Origin of the sequence: Streptomyces johnsoniae, assembly GCF_031845565.1 — a bacterium.
Classification (GTDB): Bacteria; Actinomycetota; Actinomycetes; order Streptomycetales; family Streptomycetaceae; genus Streptomyces; species Streptomyces johnsoniae.
The window spans coordinates 75,016-95,073 of record NZ_JAVREV010000009.1; the positions used below are offsets into that span (position 1 = coordinate 75,016).

Below are 20,058 nucleotides of genomic sequence, written 5' to 3' on the forward strand. Positions count from 1 at the left end.
AGGGAGGGTGCGTGCCGGACGCCGGAATGCCCGCCACCGCCGTGACCCATCAATTATCGGACCACTTAGCCCAGTTGGGCACCCATGCGGCATCGAATTCCCGATTCGGGAGCCAATTGGTCGGGCCACTGGGCGGTAGACTGCCGCTCCGTACGACACCGGAGGTCGGCCAGCGTGGAGCGGAGCACACCGCCCAGGGGGACGGTGACGCAGCGTGCCATCGAGCAGCTCAAGTCGCTGATCTCCGAGGGGCATCTGGAGCCGGGGCAGCGCCTGCCCACCGAACGGGACCTCGCGGTGCGCCTGGGCATCTCGCGCAGTTCGATGCGGGAGGCGATCAGGGCACTGACGGTGCTGGGCGTCCTTGAGGCGCGGCACGGCTCCGGCATCTACGTCACGCGGCTCCAGGCCGCCGATCTGCTGGAGACGCTGGGGGTCGTGGCCGACCTCTCGCGCGGGCCGCAGCTGATCGAACTGATGGAGATCCGCCGCGCCCTGGAGGCCACGGCGGCGGCCATCGCCGCCGCGCGCATCACCCCGGAGCAGCTGGCGGAGGTGGAGACGCACCTCGACGCGATGTACGCGACGGAGGACCCGGGCGAGATCCTCGCCCACGACCTGGCCTTCCACCGGGCCGTGGCCGTGGCCGCCGGCAACGGGACGCTGACGGCGATCCTCGACGGCCTGTCCTCGCGGACGTTCCGCGCCCGCGTGTGGCGCGGCTACCAGGAGGAGGGCGTGTTCGACCGCACCCGCCACGAACACCGGCGGATTCTCGACGCCTTGCGGGCGCGCGACCCGGAGGCGGCCAGGGCCGCGGCGGCGGCGCACGTCGGGGAGGTGGAGTCCTGGCTGCGGGCGCGCCAGACCTGAGCGGTCCGGCGGCGGTGACCAGGCACGACCGGCGGCAACTCGCCAGGCCCGCACGGCGGTTGGTTCGCGAACACTTGGGCGATGAGGGCCGGGTGCGGGTTAGTCTTTGCGCCACGGGAAGGGCGAGCCCGCTCGGACGCGCGGGCCGCGGCACGAGGAGGGGATTTTCGCGGTGGCGAACGAGAACGGCGGACCCGAGGGCGGCCAGACCTCGGACATCGACCTGAGCAGGCCGAGCATCGCGCGGGTCTACGACGCCGTTCTGGGCGGCAAGGACAATTACGAGGTCGACCGGGTGGTCGCCGACCAGGTGCGCCGGACGATGCCGCATATCAGCGACGTCGGCTGGTTCAACCGGGCTGTCCTCGGCCGCGCGGTGCGGTACCTGGCCCAGGAGGCCGGGATCAGGCAGTTCATCGACCTGGGCGCGGGGCTGCCGACCCTGGAGAACACGCATCAGGTCGCGCAGCGGTACGCGCCCGACGCGCGCGTGGTGTACGTCGACAACGACCCGATCGTGCTGGCGCACGGCCGGGCGCTGCTGGAGGAGAACGAGCGGACGTCCGTCGTCACGGCCGATCTGCGCGAGCCCGCGGCGGTCCTGGCGCACCAGGGCGTGCGGCGGCTGATCGATTTCTCCGAGCCGGTCGGGGTGCTGCTGATCGGCATGCTGCACCACCTGCACGACGACGAGAACCCGCAGGGCATCGTCGACGCCTACCTGGACGCGGTCCCGTCCGGCAGCCACCTGGTGATCACGGCGTTCTGCGATACGGGCCCGGAGGCCCGCGGCGTGGAGGAGACGATGCTGGAGTTCCTCGGCACCGGGCGGTTCCGGACGACGGAGGAGATCACGGCGTACTTCAAGGGCCTCGACCTGCTGGAGCCCGGCGTGGTGTCCCTGCCGCTGTGGCGGCCGGACGCGCCCGTCGCGCTGCCGCTGACGGTCGCCCAGCGGCTGATGGCGGGGGGTGTCGCCCGCAAGCCGTGACCCCGGGCGCCGACCCGCGCGCGGCGCGGGTCAGCGCCCGCGCCGCGCCAGGACCAGGCGGCAGCGCGGGCTTCCGTCGGGCAGCGCGCCGAGGTCGTCCAGCGGCCATGTGCCGACGTCGAAGCCCGCGGCGCCCAGTTCCTCGCTCACCCGGGGCAGCGGGAAGGTGCGGTAGTACATGACGAACCGCGGGCGCCACAGCGCGTTCCGCAGGCGCATCGCGGCGTCGAAGCCCCACAGCGTCCAGTACTGCGCCGAACCGACGCGCGGCGGCGCGGCGACGGGGAAGGCGAAGAGGCCGCCGGGCCGGAGCGCGCCGTACGCCCGGGCGAACAGCGCGGGCCGCTCCGCGGGCAGGAAGTGGCCGAACGCGCCGAAGCTGACGACGAGGTCGAAGGCGCCGGTGAACGGCAGGACCCTGGCGTCGGCGCGCACCAGGTCCACGGGCGGGCCGCCGGGCGCCGGGGGCCGGGCGTCGCGGGCCACCGCGAGCATCCCGGCGCTGAAGTCCACGCCCACGACGCGCCGTTCGCAGAGCCCGGACAGCACGCCGAGGCCGGCCCCGGTGCCGCAGCACAGGTCGAGCCCGGTGCCGAAGGGCCCCAGCGGCCGCAGGGCGGCGGCCACGGCGGCCAGGACTCGGTCCTGGGTACGGAACGGGGTGTGGTCGAACTTCGGTGCCAGCAGGTCGTAGCCGCGCTCGACGGAGGACATCGCCTGCACGGCCAGCTCGTGGAGGGCCGGGCCCCGGGGAGTGAACACGCCCTCACCGTAACGAAGTGCGGGACCCACGGGCACCGCCCGCGTTCAGTGCACGCCCACCGTGACAGGGCCGCCGCGGTCGTCCACGTTCCGCAGCACCGACCAGGGGATGCGCAGCGCGCGGCCGGGGGCGGCGGGCCACGGCAGGGTGCGGCGGGCGACCGTCCTGCCGTCCTGGCGGACGGTGACGCGCGGCACGCGCACGAACTCGTCGGTCCACAGCAGCAGCCGGTTGCGCGGGGGCGCGGGCGCGCCGGGGCGCAGCAGCCCGGGGGCGATCCAGCGCAGCGGCGGCTCGGCCATGATGCGCACGCCCGGGCTCTCTTCCCCGTCCCCGTCGCCCGCGAGGTGGCGCAGCACCTGGTCGGCGACGTGCGCGCCGTCCAGGGCGGCCACGTCCGCGGTGTCGACGGGGTGCAGGAGGTTTCCGGCGGCGAACACCCCGGGGCGGCTGGTCCGCAGCGCGGTGTCGACGAGGGGGCCCAGCGTTCCGGGGTCGAGGTCGAGCCCGGCGGCGCGGGCGAGTTCGTGGTCGGGAATCCAGTCGCCGGTGAACACCAGGGTGTCGCACTCGACGGTGCGCCGCGCCCCGGTGTCCAGGTGCTCGATCTCCACGGCCGCCAGCCGGCCGCGGCCGATCACCCGGGTGACGCGGGTCCTGGTGGCCACGGGCACGCGCAGCAGGGTGCGGCCGGGCACCGTGAACGCGGCGTAGGACTCGGCCGCCGGATGCTCGGTGGCCATGAGGGCGACCGCGCAGCCCGCCTCGCGGAGCGTCAGGACCGCGGACCAGCTGACGAGTTCCGCGCCGACGATGACGGCCCGCCGGCCGACGCGCCCGTGGTGGAGGTGCACCACGTTCTGGAGCTGGCCCGTGGTGTACACGCCGTGCGGCCGGTCGCCGGGGACGCGGCGGGCCGGGCGGGGCCGTTCGCGGGCGCCGGTGGCCAGGACGACGGCCCTGGCCCGGATGCGCCGGCGGCCCGCGGGCCCGGTGACCTCGGCGGTGTGTGCGTCGGCCCAGCCGGTGACCATGGTGCGGGTGTGGATGACGGCGCCCGCCTCGGCCGCGCGCGCCGCCAGGTGCGCCGCGTAGCGGGGGCCGCGCATGACGCGGTGCAGGTCGCGCAGCCCGTAGCCGGTGTGGTCGCTGTGCCGGGGGATGCCGCCGGCCTCGGCCTCCCGTTCGACGACCAGCACCTCGCCCGGGACGCGGGGGGCGAGGCGGGCGGCGGCGGTGAGGCCGGCCGGGCCGCCGCCGATGACGAGGACGTCGGGGGTCAGCAGTGGCGTGGTGCCCGGCGTGGGGGTGTCGGGGTTCATGAGTTCTTTCCGTCGTGCCGCCGGGGGGTGTGGGCGGGGCCGGTGCCCCTGGTGGTCAGGAGCCGTTCGACCTCGGCTCCGCAGAAGAAGCCCTGGCAGCGGCCGTTCATGGCCCGCGTGCGGCGGCGCAGCCCTTCGATCGTGCGCGCCGGGAGCGGTGCGTGGCAGGCGTCGCGGATCTCGCCCGCGGTGACGCGTTCGCAGAAGCAGACGATGGTGCCGTAGGCGGGGTCGGCCGCGATGCGTTCGGCGTCCTGGTAGGGCCGCAAGGCGGCCTCGCCGATGTTGGGCATGCGGGGCGGTGCGGGCAGGTCGGTGCGGGGGGCGAGGGGGAGCCCGGCGTCCTTCAGCAGGTCGCGGGCGTGTTCCGCGATGGCCATGCCCGCGGTCAGGCCGGTGGAGCGGATGCCGCCGATCAGCAGGTAGCGGCGGTCGGCATCGGCCTCGACGAGGTAGTCGCCGTGGTCGATGGCGGCACGCAGCCCGGCGTAGGAGGCGGTGATCTCCTCGGCCAGCAGCCGCGGCATCAGCCGCTCGCCCTTGCCCAGCAGGAACGCGAAGCCGTCGGCCGAGGTGCCGGTGGCGGTGCGGTCGGTCAGGTCCTCGGAGGTGGGGCCGAGCATGACGTTGCCGTAGATGGTCGGCGAGATCAGCACGCCCTTGCCGCGCGAGGACGGCACCGGCAGCACGATCTTGTCGGCGAGCGGCCTGGCCAGCTTGTCGAAGACGAAGAGTTCGCCGCGGCGCGGCGTGACGGTGAACCGGTCGTGCCCGAACATGCGGTCGACGCGATCGGCGGACAGTCCCGCGGCGTTGACGACCCAGCGGGCGGCGACGCGTCCGCCGGTGGTGGTGAGGGTGGTGACGTCCCCGGCGACGTCCACGGCGGTGACCGCGTGCCGCAGCAGGACGCGGGTACCGCGGCGTTCGGCGTCGGTGGCCAGCGCCAGGTTGGTGGTCCAGGTGCAGATGATCGACTCGTCGGGAACGGTCAGCCCGGCGAGCACCCCCTCGCCGAGCGCGGGCAGCTGCCGGTAGACCTCGTCGGGGCCGATGAGGCGGCAGCGGTCGTATCCGTTCCGCTCCGCCTTCTCCGCGAGGCCGGGGAGGGCGTCGCGCTCCTCCGCGGTCCAGGCGACCAGGATGGCGCCGGTGCGCTCGACGGGGATGCCGGTGGCCTCGGCGTAGTCGGCGAGCAGGTGGTGGCCGCGCGCGACGAGCCGCGATTCGAGGGTGCCGGGCTTGGCGTCGAAACCGGTGTGCAGCAGCGCGGTGTTGGCCTTGCTGGTGCCGTCCCCGACATCGTCGCGGGCCTCGACGAGCGCCACCGACAGTTCGTGTCCCGACAGTTCGCGGGCGACGGCCGCGCCGACGATCCCGGCGCCGATCACGGCGACGTCGAAGATCTCGGTCGGGCCGGTGGGCGAAGCGGCGTTCACGGGGTGCCTCCCTTGCCTGGGTATGCCTCGACGGTCGCGATCCAGCGGGCGCGGAACTCGGCGGCCCGGTCGGCCGGCCAGACCGGTTCGTGGACGGTGGCGGGACGCCACGCGCCGACGGCCTCGGTGAGGCCGAGTCCCGGCGACAACGCGAGCCGGGCCAGCGCGGCGGCGCCCAGCGCGGTGGCGTGGCCCGAGGGGTAGATGTCCACGGGCACCTGCGCGAGGTCGGCCTGGGCCTGCATCAGCGTGCGGCTGCCGGTGAGGCCGCCGTCGGCGCGCAGCCGGGTCACGGGCGCGCCGAGGTCCGCCTCGACCAGCCGGCACAGCTCGGCGACCTGGGCGGCGATGCCCTCAAGGACGGCGCGCACGAGGTGTTCGCGGCGGGTCGACAGGGTCATGCCGGTGAACGTGGCGGTGGCCGCCGGCCGCCACCACGGCGCGGCGAGTCCGGCGAGGGCGGGGACGCACAGCACGCCCTCCGCGTCGCGGGCCGCGACCGCGTCGAGATCGGTCGCGGTGCCGAGGAAGCCGAGGTCCTGCATCCAGCGGATGGCGGAGGCCGCGGTGTAGACCTGGCCGTCCACGCAGTACGGAGTCCCCCCGGCGGCCCGCCAGGCCACGGATGTGGTCAGGCCGGACGCGGAACGCACCGCCGTTGACCCGGTGTTGGCCAGCAGGAACGCGCCGGTGCCGTAGGTGCACTTGGCGGTGCCCGGCGCGAGGCACGCCTCGGCGAGCAGCGCGGCCTGCTGGTCGACGATCAGTCCGGCCACCGGCACCTCGTCGCCGAAGGCCCGGGTGGTGCCCACGATCTCGTCGCAGGCGACGATGCGCGGCAGGCGTTCCCCGGTGAGGCCGAACAGCTCGGCCAGCTCCGGGTCCCAGTCGACCGCGTCGAGGCCGAGGAGCAGCGACCGGCTCGCGGTGGCCGCGTCGGTGACGAACGCGCCGGTGAGGTGGTGCACCAGCCAGGTGTCGGTGGTGGTGACCACGCCCTGCCGGGTGACGTGGCGCCGCAGCCAGGCCATCTTCGGCGCCGAGAAGTAGGGGTCGAGCACCAGCCCGGTGCGCTGCGCCACCCAGGCGGCGTGGTCGGCGAGTTCGGCGCAGATCCGTTCGGCCCTGCGGTCCTGCCAGACGATGGCGGCGGACAGCGGCGCGCCCGTCGCCGGGTCCCAGGCCAGCACGGTCTCGCCCTGGTTGGCCAGGGCGACGCAGTCGATGGGCCGGCCGGCGGCGGCGACGGCGCGGCGGCCGGCGCCCAGGACGGAGTTGAGGAGTTCGCCGGGGTCCTGTTCGACGCCGCCGCCGTCGAGGTAGGCGGGGCGGACGGCCTCCTCGGCGATGGCGAGGGTGCCGTCCACCGTGTCCACCACGATGGCCTTGGTGCCGGAAGTGCCCTGGTCGATGGCCAGGATGGTGCTCATCGCGGGTTCTCCTCAGGTCCTGGTCCCGCACCGCTGCCGGCCGCGGTGCGGCCGCCGCCGGATGCCGCGGGCTCGGCACCGCCGGGCTCGTCGGCGTCGAGGGCACGGTCGATATCGGTCATGTCGGGCATCGAGAGTCCGGACCTGCCGCGGCTGATCAGCAGGTAGGCGAGGTAGACGGCGCCGATGGCGAACAGGACCAGCACATAGGCCCAGGGCGCCCGGAAGGACTCGTCGCGGAACAGCAGCAGTTCGTACACCAGCCAGACGGAGGCGACGACGATGACCGGGATCTCCCAGCGGCCGAGGGAGAAGCCGCGGCTCGGCGGCAGCGACCTGCGCTTGGCGATGTACATGATGACCGTACCGGCGTAGATGATCGCCGGCAGCAGCGTGGCCGCCGAGAAGAGCTCGAACAGCGCGTCGGTGGAGCCGGAGAAGACCAGCAGCACGACCTGGGCGATCACCAGCATGAAGATCGACGAGTTGAGCGGGGTGCCGCGGCTGCGGTGTACCTTGCGCAGCGCCTGCCAGCCGGGGAAGCGCTGGTCGCGGGACATGGCCCACACCAGGCGCGTTCCGCTGAGGGTGATGACCAGACCGCAGGAGAAGATGGACAGGACGACGAGGACGAGCAGCAGTTTGCCGACGACCGAGCCCAGGACGGCCGTGATGACGGTGGCCACCGGGGTGTCGGACCGGGCCAGTTCCGCGGGGTCGCCGGCCAGCGCGGTGATCGCGATGAGGAACAGGAAGCCGAGGACCCCGAGGGAGAGCACGGCCTGCGCCATGGCCTTGGGGATGACCCGGGCGGGCTCCTTGGTCTCCTCGGCCAGGTTGGCGGCGGACTCGAAGCCGACGATGGTGAAGGCGCCCAGCAGGAAGGCCAGGGCGAACGGCCCCGCGTGCGTCATGTCGCCCAGCGCGTAGTAGCCGGACGCGTCGGCGGGCGCCGCCTCGAAGAGGGTGGCGAAGTCGAGCTTGCCGGTCACCGCGCCGACCACGAACAGCAGCGCGGTGAGCGAGGTCATGCCGATGAGCTGAACGGTGACGGCCACGTTGTTGACGCGGTGGGTGGTGCGCGTGGAGGCGGCGACCAGGATCGCCTGGAGGAGTATGACGACGGCGGTGATGAACCAGGCGTTCTGCGTGGTGCCCCGGTACTGGAACAGCTCGGGGAGGATCGTGGAGGCGATGGTGTAGTCGACGGCGACGACCACGACACCGAGGAACGCGAACGAGATCCAGCCCATGATCCAGCCCCACAGCGGGCCGACGATCCGGGAGACCCACTGGTAGGCGTAGCCGCTGATGGGGATGCGGGCGGCCAGGGCCCCGAAGATCAGCGCGACCGCGAGCTGGCCGACGACGACGATGGGCCAGGCCCAGATGCCGCGCGGGCCCGAGGTGCTGAGCACCGAGCCGTAGGCGGTGAAGATGCCGGTGGCGATGGAGACGAAGCCGAAGGCGATGGAGAAGGAGGCGTACCAGCCGAGCTCGCGGGCCATCTCCTGCTGGTAGCCGGCGGCCCGGGGGGTGGCCGCGGGGCCGCCCGCGGGGCGGGGATCGCTGTGACTCATGGGACCTGCTGCCTTTCACGTGCGGACGGCGCCCGTGGCTCGGGACCGCCTGGGTGGAACCTGTGCTGCGCGGGTCAGGCCGTGATCACGGTGCCTCCCGCGCGGCTGACGGCCGCGGCCAGCTCCGGTTCCGCGGACGGCTCGGTGATGACGCCGGCGCACTCGTCCAGGCCGCAGACGCGGTGGGGCGCGATCCGCCCGTGCTTGCTGGTGTCGGCCAGCACGTAGGCGCGGACACTCCGCTGGATGACGGCCCGCTTGGTCGCGATCTCGTCGAAGTAGAAGTCCGTCACCCCGGCCTCGGCGTCGAGGCCGCCCGAGCCGAGGAACGCCACGTCGGCGTGCAGGCCGGAGAAGAAGGCGACGGCCTGGGCCCCCGAGCAGACCAGGTCGCCGCCGCGGACGCGCCCGCCCGGGATCAGCACCTCGACCTGCGGCCTGCCCGCCAGCTCGCCCGCCACCAGCAGCGAGGAGGTGGCGACCAGGCCGCGGAAGTCGGCCGGGAGGGCGCGCGCGACCTGTACGGCGGTGGTGCCGACGTCGATGACCACGGTCATGCCCGGACGCACCAGCGCGGCCGCGGCCCGGCCGATCGCGGCCTTGGCGTCGGCCTGCGCGGCGGAGCGCTCCGCGAAGGGGGCCTCCTCCCCCGTCAGTCCTCTGGCCACGGCCAGCGCCGCGGCGCCGCCGTGCACCCGGCTGAGCACCCCGCGGCTCTCCAGCTGCGCGAGGTCCCTGCGCACCGTTTCGGCGGAGACGCCGAGTTCGGCGGCGAGCGCCTCGGTGCTCAGGGTGCCCGCCTGATTGACGGCGGCGGTGATGCGGCGGTGGCGTTCGGCTGGGAGCATGCGCGGCCTCGACTGACTGCAAGCGTGTGTGGATGACTGAACTTAGCCGAAAGTGTGGACTCCTGCCCGAGGCCCGTCAAGAGACGGCCGGAAAGTCACCCTTCGAGCCGTTAATCGTCACCCAGCGTCAGCGCCGCCGGGCGGCGGCCGCGGCCAGGAGGAGGGCGGCGGCGCCCAGTCCCGCCACCGCCGCCCACACGGCCGGGTAGCCGACCGCACCGACCACGAGGCCGGCCAGGACGGGGCCGCCGGCGAAGCCGGCGAACTGGCAGATGCCCACGTATCCGGAGACGGTGCCGATGGCGTGCGCCGGGACCAGATCCATCACGGTGAGGAAGACGACCCCCGGCACCGCCATCGCGCACAGCGCGTGCACCACCACCGCGGCCCAGAACAGGGCGGTGGCGCCGGACGCGGCGGCCGCGAGGAGCAGGACGGAGGCGGCGAGGCCGCCCGCCGTCAGCACCGTCAGCACCAGCGGGGGCCGCCGCGCGGCGGCGTGCGCGCGGGTCCACAGCACGCGGCCGGCGATGCCGACGCCGCCGACGACCGCCATGCTGGCGCCCGCGGCCGTCGCGCCGAGCCCGAGCGAGCCGTGCGCGAAGAGCGCGAGGTAGGCGTTGGTGGCCTGGGTCGTGGCCCCCGAGCAGAACGAGACCCCGAGCACGATCCGCACCTGACGGGACAGCGGCACCCGGCCGCCGCGGACCGGCCGCCGGACGGGGGGCCCGGCGCGCATGCGCAGCGCGGGCACCACCAGGACGACGGCGGTCAGGGCGAGGGCCGCGAACGCCCAGCGCACCCCGCCGAGTGCGGCGATCGGCGGCAGGGCCGCCCCGGCGAGGAGCTGGCTGCCCGGCACACCGCTCTGCTTCAGCCCCACCGCCCTGGCCCGGCCCTGCCGCGGCGCGGCACGCGCGATGATCTCGTTGGTCGCCGGATTGGCCGCCGCCTGGGCGAGACCGGCCACGGCGACGGCGAGCACCAGGGTCGCCGCCGACACCTGAAGGGTCAGCAGGACAGCGGTCAGCGCGGAGAACACCGCGATGAGGCGGATGAACAGCACGCCGCCGTGCCGGTCCACGGCCGCACCGGCCGCGGCCGAGGCCAGGGAGGCGACGGCGAACGACGCGCCCACGGCAAGGCCGAGCAGCCGTTCGCCGGCCCCGAGCACCGGCAGCAGCTGCGGGCTCAGGGCCGTCACCGCGTAGAGGCTCGCGGGGCCGAGGCCCATGGCCGCCGTCAGCATCCAGACCGTGCCGGGCCCGGCCGGCCCTTCGGGCTCAGCGGGGGGCGGCGAAGTCACCGCTGATGGCCAGGCTCGCGCGGTGCATGCGGATGGCGATGAGCGGGATGCGCGGCGGGAGCAGCCGTTCCGCGGGGGCGGCCAGGGCGATCGCGGCGACCGGCGTCCTGGCGTGGTCGCGGACCACGACGCCCACCGCCGCCACGTCGTCGGCGCTCTCGCCGTGGTTGGTGGCGTACCCTGCACGGTCCACGGTCGCCAGGTGGCGTTCGATCTCGTCGAGGCTCTGGAGCGTACGGCCGGTCAGGGCCTGCACCCCCCGCGGGTACAGGTCGCGGACCTGCCCGGGCGGCAGGGCCGCGAGGATCGCCTTGCCCGCCGCCGTGGCGTGCGCGGGCAGCACCATGCCGACGCGCAGGCCGACGCGCAGCGGCTGGCTGCTCTCCACGCCGTCGACGAAGCGGGCCCCGTTGCCCTCCAGGACGACGAGGTGGACCGTCTCGCCGGTCTCCTCGGCCAGGGCCAGCAGGTGCGGCCTGGCGACCTGGCGCAGGTCGAGCCGCGCGATGGCGCGCAGCCCCGCGTCGACGAGGGCGGGCCCCGGCCGGTAGACGTGGCTGTCGCCGCCGCGGGTCGCGAAGCCGCGGAAGGCCAGCGTGGACAGCAGCCGGTGCGCGGTGGAGCGGGCGACGCCCAGCAGTTCCGCGGCCTCGAAGACCCGCAGCTCGCCGCGTTCGTCGAGGACGTGGATGAGCCGCAGGGCGTTGTCCACGGAGGCGAGGCTGTAGGGCGGCGGCACCGCCGACCAGCCGTCCCGCGTCTCGTCGCCCGGCGGGCCGCCGGACCGGCCGCGGGAGGAGGATACGGACACGGGCGCGTCACTCCCGCCGGTTGACGAGCTCTTTGTCATACGCGGCGACCTTCTTGTAATCGTCCGAGATCGCGGCCATTTCCTCGGTGCTGATGACGTCCTCGATACGGTCGAACGGGCGGTCGCCCGTGCGCTCGTAGACTTCCTTCAGGATCGTATCGGGCGGCCTGATGCGGTTGGTGCGCACCACCGAGGCGGTGGCGGGCAGGCGTTCCTGCTCGTAGCGGAGCAGGGCGGTGCGCGGGTCCGGGGCGCTCTCCAGGGCGGTGCGCAGCGCGTAGGCGTCCAGCACGGCCTGCCCGGCGCCGTTGGAGCCGCGCGGCACCATGGGGTGGGCGGCGTCGCCGAGCAGCGTCACGGCGCCGAAGGTCCAGCGCGGCAGCGGGTCCTGGTCGACCATGGGGTATTCGAGGATCTTGCCGGCGCCGCGGATGAGCGCGGGGACGTCCAGCCAGTCGAAGTGCCAGTCGGCGAAGACGTCGATGAAGTCCTCAAGGCGACCGGTGCGGTTCCAGTCGCGGCGGGCGGGGCGCGGGCGTTCGACCTCGGCGACCCAGTTGACGAGCTGCTCGCCCGCCTCGTTGATGCCGTCGCGCACCGGGTAGATGACCATCTTCCCCGAGGCGAGCCAGCCGGCGCGGACCATGCTGGCGCCACTGAGGAACGGCCGCCACGGGGTGACGCCGCGCCACATCGTGACGCCGGAGTACAGCGGCGGGCCCTCGTCGGGGTAGAACTGCGCACGGACCGCCGAGTGGATGCCGTCGCAGGCGGCGACGACGGTGGCGTGCTCGGTGCCGCGGGCGCCGGTGGCGGTGTCCTCGACCGTGACGGCGACCCGCCTGCCGTCGTCGTCGGTGCGGACCACCCGCCTGCCGAGCGCGACGGCATCGGCGCCGAGCCGTTCTCGCACCGCTGCCAGCAGAGTGAGTTGGACGTCGCCGCGGTGCACGGAGATCTGGGGGTGGCCGTAGCCGGCCAGGCGGCCCAGCGGCTCGCGGTAGACGAGCTGTCCGAAGCGGTTGAAGAACACCGACTCCCCGGTCTCGACGCCGACGGCCTCCAGCCGCCCGGCGACGTCAAGACGGTCCAGGTTCCGCACCGCGTGCGGCAGCAGGTTGATGCCCGCACCGATGGGCTCAAGGGCCGGGGCGGCCTCGAGAACCCGGCAGGGGATGCCTGCCTGGTGCAGTTCGAGGGCGAGGGTGAGCCCTCCGATTCCCGCGCCGACGACGAGGACGTTCATATGGCTTGCCTTTCTTGAACACGAGTGCGCGCCTGCCGACCGGGCGGTCCGCGCCACCACGCCTTCGCCCGATGATCAAGGATTCCGCTGTAAGGAACGCACAGGGCTCCGCGGCATCCGGCCCGGTGAGAGCCATCGCCGCAGGCTGTTGCCGCCACAGCGTACGGTCCCCGGTCGCCTGCTTCGGCGAGGAAGAATCCAGATTCGTCATAGCAGAATCTCGATGGCAGAATCCCGCCGCCGAACAGCCGCCTCCGTATGTTGCTTGTCCGTCGGCCGGTCTCCCGGGCCGGGTCCACCGGGATTTCCGTGGACCGCCAGGCGCGCCCGACGGGACGAACGGGCGCGTCGGCCGGGGGCAGGCAAGGGAAAGGACAACGATGAGACATCGCATGACGGCCGTGGCCGCGGCGGGCGCCGTGGTGTTCGGCGCCGGGGCCTGCGGAGCCGCGACCTCGCCCGCGGACGGCGCGAACGGCGCGGGCGCGGCGGGCGAGGGCGTCGTCCGCGTCGGCGAGACCGACGGCGTGCCCAGCGCGTTCCTCAAGTACGGCGAGCAGCAGGGCTTCTTCGAGGAGCACGGCATCGACCTGCGGATCGACACCTCGGCGGGGGGTGCCGCCGCGATCCCCGCGCTCGTCGGCGGGAACCTCGACATCGCCGGGTCCAACGTGGTCAGCGGCATGCTCGCCGCCGGGCAGGGCCTTCCGCTGCGGATGGTCGCGCCTGGCACGTTCGCCACCGACGACGTGGAGTCGGACTTCTCCTCCGTGCTGGTGCCCGAGGATTCGGCGATCGCCTCGGCCGAGGACCTGGCCGGTACCTCCATCGCCGTGAACACGCTCCAGAACATCGGCGACATCACGATCATGGCCGCGCTGGAGGAGCGGGGCGTGGACACCTCCGGCATCGAGTTCGTCGAACTCGGCTTCCCCGACATGCTGCCGGCGCTGGAGAGCGGCCGGGTCGACGCCGCCTGGATCATCGAGCCCTTCCAGACGATGGGCGTCGAGCAGGGCTTCCGGCCCGTGCTGCGCCCGTACGCGGAATCCATGGAGGGGCTCCAGGTCGGCTCCTACCTCACCACACAGCAGTTCGCCGAGGGCAACGCCGACCTGGTCGAGGCGTTCGACGCCGCGGTGGCCGACACCGCCGCCTCGATCACCGAGGACCCGGACGGGTTCCGGGCGGCGCTGCCGGAGATCGAGGAGCTCGACCCCGCCGTCGCGGACGCGATGGTGCTGCCCCAGTTCAAGAGCGAACTGGACGAGAGCTCACTCGAGTTCATAGCGGACCGCATGCTGACGAACGGATTCGTCGATGACGCCATCGACCTCGACGCCCTCACCGGGCGCTGACCGGCCGGCCGGCGGGCCCGTCTCCCGCCTGTCGCCGCGGGACGCGCTGCTCGTGCTGATCGACGTCCAGAACGACTTCTGCCACCCCCGGGGCACGATGGGGCGCCGCGGCATGGACCTGTCGGCCGTGCCGCCCGCCGTGGCCAACGCGCAGCTGCTGCTCGCGGCGGCGCGCGACGCGGGCGTTCCGCCGCTGTTCGTCCGCACGGTCCACGGCGAGCGCGTCGACTCGGACGCCTGGCGGCACCGCTACGCCGCGGGCATCGGCACCGGCGAACGGCCCGCCCCGGGCAACTGCCTCGAAGGCAGCTGGGGCGCCGAGTTCTACCGGCTCCGGCCGCGGCCGGGCGAGAGCGTCGCGGTCAAACACCGCTACAGCGCGTTCGGTTCGCCCGGCTTCCGGGCCGCGCTCGCCGCACACGGGCGCCCGGCGCTGGTTCTGGCCGGGGTCACCACCAACGTCTGTGTGGAGAGCACGCTGCGGTCGGCCGTCGACGCCGACCACCTCGCCTCGGTCGTGTCCGACGCCTGCGCCGCGTACGACGCGGCGGAACACGCCGCGGCGGTCACGGTGATGGCGCGCCACTTCGGCAGGTCCTTCACCACCGCGGACGTCGTCGCCCACTGGCGGCGGGAGAGACCGGCGACGCCCGAGACGCGGGAGACGGCCGAGACGCGGAAGGCGAGGAGAGAAGAGGTGAGACGTGATGGCTGAGGTCACCGCCGTCCGGGTCCACCACCACGACGAGGCGAACGGACCGGTGTCATGACTGCCACTGCCACAGTCCCCCCACCCGTGCGGACCGCCCCGCGCGGCGGCCGGCGCCGCCCGGCGCGAAGCCCCCACCGGGCGCTGCTCGGCCTGGCCGGCGTCGCGGCGTTCCTGTGCCTGCTGGAGCTGCTGCCGCGCACCGGCCTGGTCAACTCCCGCTTCCTGCCGCCGTTCTCGGACATGGCCGAGGCGCTGGGCGAACGGGCGGGGACCGGCGAGTTCTGGCGGGCGCTCGGCGACACGCTCACCACCTGGAGTATCGGCCTCGGCATCGCGCTGGCCGCCGGGGTCGTCATCGGCATGCTCATCGGCTCCGTGCGGGTGCTCCGCGAAACCACCGCCTCCGTCATCGAGTTCCTGCGGCCCATCCCCTCCGTGGCGCTGATCCCGCTGGCGGTGCTGATGTACGGCACCGGCCGCGAGGCCACCCTGCTGCTGGTGATCTACGCCGCGTTCTGGCAGATCCTGCTCCAGGTGCTGGCCGGGGTGCAGGACGTGGACCCGGTGGCCAGGGACACCGCGCGCAGCTACCGCTTCCGGTTCCTGACCGAGGTGACGCGCCTGGTGTGGCCGACGACGCTGCCGTACGCGGTGGTCGGCTTCCGGCTGGCCGCGAGCGTCGCGCTGATCCTCACCGTCACCGGCGAACTCATCATCGGCACCCCGGGACTCGGCCGGCTCATCGCCGTGGCCCAGACCTCGGGCGCGGTCGCGTCGATGTACGCGCTGGTCATCGTGACCGGTCTGCTCGGCGTGGCCGTGAACCTCCTGGCCCGGCTCGTCGAGCGCCGCGTACTGCGCTGGCATCCCTCCGTGCGACAGGAGTCCGCGTCATGACCGTCTTCTCCCCGCGGGCCGCCGCGCCACTGGCCCGTTCCGCCACTCGCCGCGGCACCGGCCGCAAAGCCCTGGCCGCCGCCCGCCGCACCCTGATCGTGCTGGGCCTGCCCGCGGTGCTGATCGCCGTGTGGTGGCTGGTGTCGGAGGAGTACCACAGCTTCTACTTCCCGCCGCTGCGCGAGATCGTGGAGACCTTCGGCCCCACGTGGTTCGAGGGCCGCATCACCGGCGACGTGGTGCCGTCCCTGACCCGGCTGCTGTCCGGGTACGCGCTGGCCGTGGTGGTCGGCGTCGTGCTGGGCGTCCTCATCGGCTCCTCGGCCAACCTGCGCGCCTTCGCCGAGCCCGTCCTTGAGTTCTTCCGGGCGATTCCCCCGCCGGTGATGGTGCCGATCCTCATGCTGTTCTTCGGCATCGGCACCACGATGAAGGTCATCGTGATCGCCACCGGGGCCGTGTGGCCGATCCTGCTCAACACCGTCGAGGGCGTGCGCGGCATCGACCCGCTGCTGCGCGACACGGCCCGCACCTACCGCCTGCGCCCGCTGACGCGGCTGCGGACGCTGGTGCTGCGCGGGGCGAGCCCGCAGATCTTCACCGGCGCGCGGCAGGCGCTGTCCATCGCGATCATCCTCATGGTGATCTCGGAGATGTTCGCGGCGAACAACGGCCTCGGATTCTCCATCGTCCAGTTCCAACGCAGCTTCGCCCTCCCCGAGATGTGGACCGGCATCCTCCTGCTCGGCCTCGTGGGCGTGCTGCTCTCCCTGATCTTCCGCGCCGTCGAGCGCGTCGTGCTCGCCTGGTACCGCGGGCAGCGCCAGTCTCAACGAGGAGGCAACCGATGACCACCGCAACCGACCGACCGGCCACCGCCACCCGCATGCTCTCGGTGCGCGGCCTGCACAAGGTGTACGAGTCCGCCGGCCGGCCCACCGAGGCGATCCGGGACCTGACCTTCGACATCGCGGCCGGCGAGATGGTCTGCATCGTCGGCCCCTCCGGGGCCGGCAAGACGACGCTGCTGCGCTGCATCGCCGGGCTGCTGCCGCCCACGGGCGGCGACATCTCCCTGGAGGGCAGGCCGGTCGCGGGGCCGCCCAAGGGCATGGCCGTCGTCTTCCAGGACTACGCGCGCAGCCTCTTCCCCTGGCTCACCGTCGCGCAGAACGTCGAACTGCCCCTGCGCGAGAAGAAGCTGCCCAAGGCGGAGCGGCGCCGCCTGGTCGAACGGTCGCTGGAGGCCGTCGGCCTCGCGGACGTGCCCCGCTCCTACCCCTGGCAGCTGTCGGGCGGCATGCAGCAGCGCGTGGCCATCGCCCGCGCCGTCGCCTACGAACCGCACATCCTGATGATGGACGAGCCGTTCGCCGCGGTCGACGCGCAGACCCGCGCCGACTTGGAGGACCTGGTCCGCGACCTGTGGCACCGGCTCGGGATCACGCTGCTGTTCGTCACGCACGACATCGACGAGGCCATCTACCTGGGCCGCCGGGTACTGGTCCTGTCCGGCAGGCCCACCGTGATCATGGAGGACGTCGCCGTCGACCTGCCGGACGAACGGGACCAGCTCGGCACGCGCAATCTGCCGCGCTTCGGCGAACTCCGCACCCACGTCTACGAGCTGGTGCAGAAGGCGAAACGCGGCCACCGCCCCGAGAACGAACCCGCCGCCGGCGCGTCCGGCGCGGTCGGGAAGGAGTTTCCGGCATGACCACCGAGCGGCACACCACTGAGCAGCACGCCACCGACCACGGCTCCGTCCACAATGCGATGACGGGGGAAGACAGCCCCGAACTGACACGGCTGTACGAGGACTTCGACGCCGAGCACCTCGTTCCGCTGTGGACGCAGCTCGGGGACCTCATGCCCATGCACCCCGCGCCCGCCGCGCGGGCGCACGTGTGGCGCTGGAGCACGCTGTACCCGCTCGCGCGACGGGCCGGCGACCTGGTGCCCGTCGGCCGGGGCGGGGAGCGGCGGGCCATCGCCCTCGCCAACCCCGGGCTGTCCGGCCACGCGTACGCGACGCCGACGCTGTGGGCCGCGATCCAGTACCTCGGCCCCAAGGAGACCGCACCCGAACACCGGCACGCGCAGAACGCGTTCCGCTTCGTCGTGGAGGGCGAGGGCGTGTGGACGGTCGTCGACGGCGATCCGGTGCGCATGAGCCGCGGCGACTTCCTGCTGACCCCGGGCTGGCACTTCCACGGCCACCACAACGAGACCGACCGGCCGATGGCCTGGCTGGACGGGCTCGACATCCCGTTCGCGCACTACACGGACACCGGCTTCTTCGAATTCGGTTCGGACCGGGTCACCGACTACGCCACGCCCAACTACTCGCGCGGCGAACGCCTGTGGTGCCACCCCGGGCTGCGCCCGCTGTCCGGCCTGCGCGACACGGTCTCCTCCCCCATCGGCGCCTACCGCTGGGAGCACACCGACCGCGCCCTGACCGAGCAACTGCTGCTTGAGGAGGAGGGCCTGCCGGCGACGGTGGAGCAGGGCCACGCCGCGGTCCGCTACGTGAACCCGACCACCGGCGGCGACGTGATGCCCACCATCCGCGCCGAGTTCCACCGGCTGCGCCCCGGCACGGCCACCGCCACCAGGCGCGAGGTCGGCTCCTGCATCTTCCAGGTCTTCGAGGGCCGCGGACAGGTGGTGCTCGGCGGAACGGAACACCGCGTGGAGAACGGCGACCTGTTCGTCGTGCCGTCCTGGGTGCCGTGGTCCCTGCGGGCCGAGTCGCCGTTCGACCTGTTCCGTTTCTCCGACGCGCCCGTGATGGAGCGTCTGCACTTCGCCCGTACCCACATCGAAGGAGAAGACCGATGAGACTGGCCACCATGCGGCTGCCCGGCGGCGCCACGACGGCCGTGCGGGTGGACGGCGGCACCGCGACGGAGCTGGGCTTCGCGGACGTCGGCGCGCTGCTGCGCGCCGGCGCCCTGGAACACGCGGCCACCACCGCCGGCCGGGAGCACGCGTTCGAACGGGCCGACCTCGCGCCCGTCGTGCCCGCCCCGGGAAAGATCCTGTGCGTGGGTCTCAACTACCGCGCCCACATCCTGGAGATGGGCCGGGAACTGCCCACGGCGCCGACCGTGTTCACCAAGTACCCCGAGGCCCTGATCGGCGCCGCCGATCACGTGCTGCTGCCGCCGGAGTCCTCCCAGGTGGACTGGGAGGGCGAGCTGGCCGTGGTCGTCGGCTCCGAGGTGCGGCGGGCGGACCGCGCCGCCGCGGAGCGCGCCATCGCCGGATACGCGGTGCTCAACGACGTCACCATGCGCGACTGGCAGTACCGCACGATGCAGTGGCTCCCGGGCAAGTCCTTCGAGCACACCACCCCGTTCGGCCCCGTGCTGGTCACCCCCGACGAGTTCACGCCCGGCGGCGACCTGGTCACGGCCGTTGACGGCGAGGAGGTGCAGCGCACCAGGACCGACGACCTGGTATTCGGCCCCGCCGAGCTGATCTCCTACCTCTCCACGATCCTCACCCTGCGGCCGGGGGACGTCATCGCCACCGGAACGCCAGGCGGCGTGGGCCATGCCCGCGAACCCGCCCGCTACCTCGCCCCCGGACAGGTGCTGACCACCACCGTCGAGGGCATCGGCACGCTGACCAACACCGCGGTCGCCGAGCAGGTGCCCGCGGCGGCGGGCACGTGAACGGCGCGGGCACCGCCCTGGACGAGGCCCGCGCGGCGCTGCGCGCCCGGCAGGGCGCCGGTGCGCGGTACGACGCGGACGGCGCCCCGCACACCGAGCTGGCGTGGGCGCGCGCCGGCACCGCGTTCTTCGCCCGCGCCCTGGCGGAGCTGTCCGACGCGGACCTCTCGGCGTCCTCGCTGCTGCCGGGCTGGGACCGGCGCGCGCTGATCGCGCACGTCGGTTACAACGCCCGCGCCCTGACGCGGCTGTGCACGTGGGGCCGCACCGGCACCGAGTGCCCGATGTACGCCTCACCGCGGCAGCGGGCGGCGGAGATCGCCCGCGGCGCGACACTGCCCGCACGGGCACTGCGTTCGCTCTTCGCGCACTCCGAGGTCCACTTGAACGTGGAGTGGCGGGATCTGCCGGGACCGGCCTGGGACGCGAGCGTGGTCACCGCGCAGGGCCGGACGGTGCCGCTGCGGGAGACGGCGTGGATGCGCACCCGCGAGGTGTGGGTGCACGCCGTCGACCTCGGCGGCGGCGCCGGGTTCCGCGACATCCCGCCCGGCCTGCTGGACCGGCTGGCGGCCGACGTGCTCGCCGCGTGGGAACGGCGCGGGGAGCGCCCCGCGCTGACACTCGCCGCCACCGACCGGGACGCCCCGCTCGCGGTCGCGCCCGGCGGCGGGCCGAGTGTCACGGGCACGGCCGCCGACCTGACCCGCTGGCTCACCGGGCGCGGGGCACGGCGGCTGACCTGCGACCACGGCGAACTGCCCCGGCTGCCGCGCTGGTTGTAGGTATCGCCGGGACG

Annotated in this window: 19 protein-coding genes; 10 read left to right on the plus strand and 9 right to left on the minus strand. The window is 73.8% G+C overall.

Annotation, left to right across the window (positions count from 1 at the left end):
• Positions 1-174: 174 nt before the first annotated feature.
• Together RM779_RS17400 and RM779_RS17405 are read left to right on the plus strand one after the other, a co-directional pair.
• A complete protein-coding gene (locus tag RM779_RS17400) occupies positions 175-873 on the plus strand; it encodes a FadR/GntR family transcriptional regulator (RefSeq protein WP_311618624.1) in 699 nt (232 codons plus the stop codon).
• A gap of 172 nt (positions 874-1,045) precedes the next feature.
• Entirely contained in the window at positions 1,046-1,864 is an 819-nt protein-coding gene (locus tag RM779_RS17405) for an SAM-dependent methyltransferase (RefSeq protein ID WP_311618625.1), read from the plus strand.
• Positions 1,865-1,894: 30 nt separating this feature from the next.
• On the opposite strand, the gene RM779_RS17410 is transcribed toward RM779_RS17405, so the two are convergent.
• The 9 genes from RM779_RS17410 to RM779_RS17450 form a co-directional block, all read right to left on the minus strand.
• Positions 1,895-2,626 (minus strand): class I SAM-dependent methyltransferase, encoded by a 732-nt coding sequence (locus RM779_RS17410; protein ID WP_311618626.1) that lies wholly within the window; start codon positions 2,624-2,626, stop codon positions 1,895-1,897.
• Positions 2,627-2,671: 45 nt separating this feature from the next.
• Positions 2,672-3,949 (minus strand): NAD(P)/FAD-dependent oxidoreductase, encoded by a 1,278-nt coding sequence (locus RM779_RS17415; RefSeq protein WP_311618627.1) that lies wholly within the window; start codon positions 3,947-3,949, stop codon positions 2,672-2,674.
• Positions 3,946-5,388: an NAD(P)/FAD-dependent oxidoreductase gene (locus RM779_RS17420; RefSeq protein WP_311618628.1), complete on the minus strand. Its 1,443-nt coding sequence runs from the start codon at positions 5,386-5,388 to the stop codon at positions 3,946-3,948. The genes RM779_RS17415 and RM779_RS17420 overlap by 4 nt, the downstream gene beginning before the upstream one ends.
• Complete coding sequence (locus RM779_RS17425) at positions 5,385-6,818, minus strand: FGGY family carbohydrate kinase (RefSeq protein ID WP_311618629.1); 1,434 nt, start codon at positions 6,816-6,818, stop codon at positions 5,385-5,387. The genes RM779_RS17420 and RM779_RS17425 overlap by 4 nt, the downstream gene beginning before the upstream one ends.
• Positions 6,815-8,398, minus strand: coding sequence for an APC family permease (locus RM779_RS17430; protein ID WP_311618630.1), 1,584 nt, complete (start codon positions 8,396-8,398; stop codon positions 6,815-6,817). The genes RM779_RS17425 and RM779_RS17430 overlap by 4 nt, the downstream gene beginning before the upstream one ends.
• A gap of 74 nt (positions 8,399-8,472) precedes the next feature.
• Positions 8,473-9,246 carry a DeoR/GlpR family DNA-binding transcription regulator gene (locus RM779_RS17435; protein WP_311618631.1) on the minus strand — a complete coding sequence of 258 codons (774 nt, stop codon included), beginning with the start codon at positions 9,244-9,246 and terminating at the stop codon, positions 8,473-8,475.
• 127 nt (positions 9,247-9,373) lie between these two features.
• Positions 9,374-10,552 (minus strand): MFS transporter, encoded by a 1,179-nt coding sequence (locus tag RM779_RS17440; protein WP_311618632.1) that lies wholly within the window; start codon positions 10,550-10,552, stop codon positions 9,374-9,376.
• A complete protein-coding gene (locus RM779_RS17445) occupies positions 10,530-11,363 on the minus strand; it encodes an IclR family transcriptional regulator (protein ID WP_311618633.1) in 834 nt (277 codons plus the stop codon). Before RM779_RS17445 ends, RM779_RS17440 begins: the two co-directional genes overlap by 23 nt.
• Before the next feature lie 7 nt (positions 11,364-11,370).
• On the minus strand, positions 11,371-12,609 hold the full coding sequence (locus RM779_RS17450; RefSeq protein WP_311618634.1) for a flavin-dependent oxidoreductase: 1,239 nt from the start codon (positions 12,607-12,609) through the stop codon (positions 11,371-11,373).
• 380 nt (positions 12,610-12,989) lie between these two features.
• On the opposite strand from RM779_RS17450, the gene RM779_RS17455 reads away from it, so the two are divergent.
• Genes RM779_RS17455 through RM779_RS17490 form a run of 8 tightly spaced genes read left to right on the plus strand, consistent with a single transcriptional unit; the run spans position 12,990 to position 20,044 of the window.
• On the plus strand, positions 12,990-13,967 hold the full coding sequence (locus RM779_RS17455; protein WP_311618635.1) for an ABC transporter substrate-binding protein: 978 nt from the start codon (positions 12,990-12,992) through the stop codon (positions 13,965-13,967).
• Positions 13,930-14,682 carry a cysteine hydrolase family protein gene (locus RM779_RS17460; RefSeq protein WP_311618636.1) on the plus strand — a complete coding sequence of 251 codons (753 nt, stop codon included), beginning with the start codon at positions 13,930-13,932 and terminating at the stop codon, positions 14,680-14,682. The genes RM779_RS17455 and RM779_RS17460 overlap by 38 nt, the downstream gene beginning before the upstream one ends.
• 51 nt (positions 14,683-14,733) lie before the next feature.
• Complete coding sequence (locus RM779_RS17465) at positions 14,734-15,576, plus strand: ABC transporter permease (protein ID WP_394813321.1); 843 nt, start codon at positions 14,734-14,736, stop codon at positions 15,574-15,576.
• Positions 15,573-16,427, plus strand: a complete 855-nt coding sequence (locus RM779_RS17470) for an ABC transporter permease (protein WP_311618638.1) — start codon at positions 15,573-15,575, stop codon at positions 16,425-16,427. The genes RM779_RS17465 and RM779_RS17470 overlap by 4 nt, the downstream gene beginning before the upstream one ends.
• Positions 16,424-17,293, plus strand: coding sequence for an ABC transporter ATP-binding protein (locus RM779_RS17475; protein WP_311618639.1), 870 nt, complete (start codon positions 16,424-16,426; stop codon positions 17,291-17,293). Before RM779_RS17470 ends, RM779_RS17475 begins: the two co-directional genes overlap by 4 nt.
• On the plus strand, positions 17,290-18,420 hold the full coding sequence (locus RM779_RS17480) for a cupin domain-containing protein (RefSeq protein ID WP_311618640.1): 1,131 nt from the start codon (positions 17,290-17,292) through the stop codon (positions 18,418-18,420). Before RM779_RS17475 ends, RM779_RS17480 begins: the two co-directional genes overlap by 4 nt.
• A complete protein-coding gene (locus tag RM779_RS17485) occupies positions 18,417-19,259 on the plus strand; it encodes a fumarylacetoacetate hydrolase family protein (protein WP_311618641.1) in 843 nt (280 codons plus the stop codon). Before RM779_RS17480 ends, RM779_RS17485 begins: the two co-directional genes overlap by 4 nt.
• Positions 19,256-20,044 carry a maleylpyruvate isomerase family mycothiol-dependent enzyme gene (locus tag RM779_RS17490; RefSeq protein ID WP_311618642.1) on the plus strand — a complete coding sequence of 263 codons (789 nt, stop codon included), beginning with the start codon at positions 19,256-19,258 and terminating at the stop codon, positions 20,042-20,044. The genes RM779_RS17485 and RM779_RS17490 overlap by 4 nt, the downstream gene beginning before the upstream one ends.
• The last annotated feature ends 14 nt before the right edge of the window (positions 20,045-20,058 follow it).

Excerpts from the sequence above, each read along its gene's own strand:
- RM779_RS17415 (WP_311618627.1), bottom strand. The coding sequence starts at position 3,949 with ATGAACCCCGACACCCCCACGCCGGGCACCACGCCACTGCTGACCCCC.
- RM779_RS17425 (WP_311618629.1), bottom strand. The coding sequence starts at position 6,818 with ATGAGCACCATCCTGGCCATCGACCAGGGCACTTCCGGCACCAAGGCC.
- RM779_RS17430 (WP_311618630.1), bottom strand. The coding sequence starts at position 8,398 with ATGAGTCACAGCGATCCCCGCCCCGCGGGCGGCCCCGCGGCCACCCCC.
- RM779_RS17435 (WP_311618631.1), bottom strand. The coding sequence starts at position 9,246 with ATGCTCCCAGCCGAACGCCACCGCCGCATCACCGCCGCCGTCAATCAG.
- RM779_RS17450 (WP_311618634.1), bottom strand. The coding sequence starts at position 12,609 with ATGAACGTCCTCGTCGTCGGCGCGGGAATCGGAGGGCTCACCCTCGCC.
- RM779_RS17455 (WP_311618635.1), top strand. The coding sequence starts at position 12,990 with ATGAGACATCGCATGACGGCCGTGGCCGCGGCGGGCGCCGTGGTGTTC.
- RM779_RS17460 (WP_311618636.1), top strand. The coding sequence starts at position 13,930 with ATGACGCCATCGACCTCGACGCCCTCACCGGGCGCTGACCGGCCGGCC.
- RM779_RS17465 (WP_394813321.1), top strand. The coding sequence starts at position 14,734 with ATGACTGCCACTGCCACAGTCCCCCCACCCGTGCGGACCGCCCCGCGC.
- RM779_RS17470 (WP_311618638.1), top strand. The coding sequence starts at position 15,573 with ATGACCGTCTTCTCCCCGCGGGCCGCCGCGCCACTGGCCCGTTCCGCC.
- RM779_RS17475 (WP_311618639.1), top strand. The coding sequence starts at position 16,424 with ATGACCACCGCAACCGACCGACCGGCCACCGCCACCCGCATGCTCTCG.
- RM779_RS17480 (WP_311618640.1), top strand. The coding sequence starts at position 17,290 with ATGACCACCGAGCGGCACACCACTGAGCAGCACGCCACCGACCACGGC.
- RM779_RS17485 (WP_311618641.1), top strand. The coding sequence starts at position 18,417 with ATGAGACTGGCCACCATGCGGCTGCCCGGCGGCGCCACGACGGCCGTG.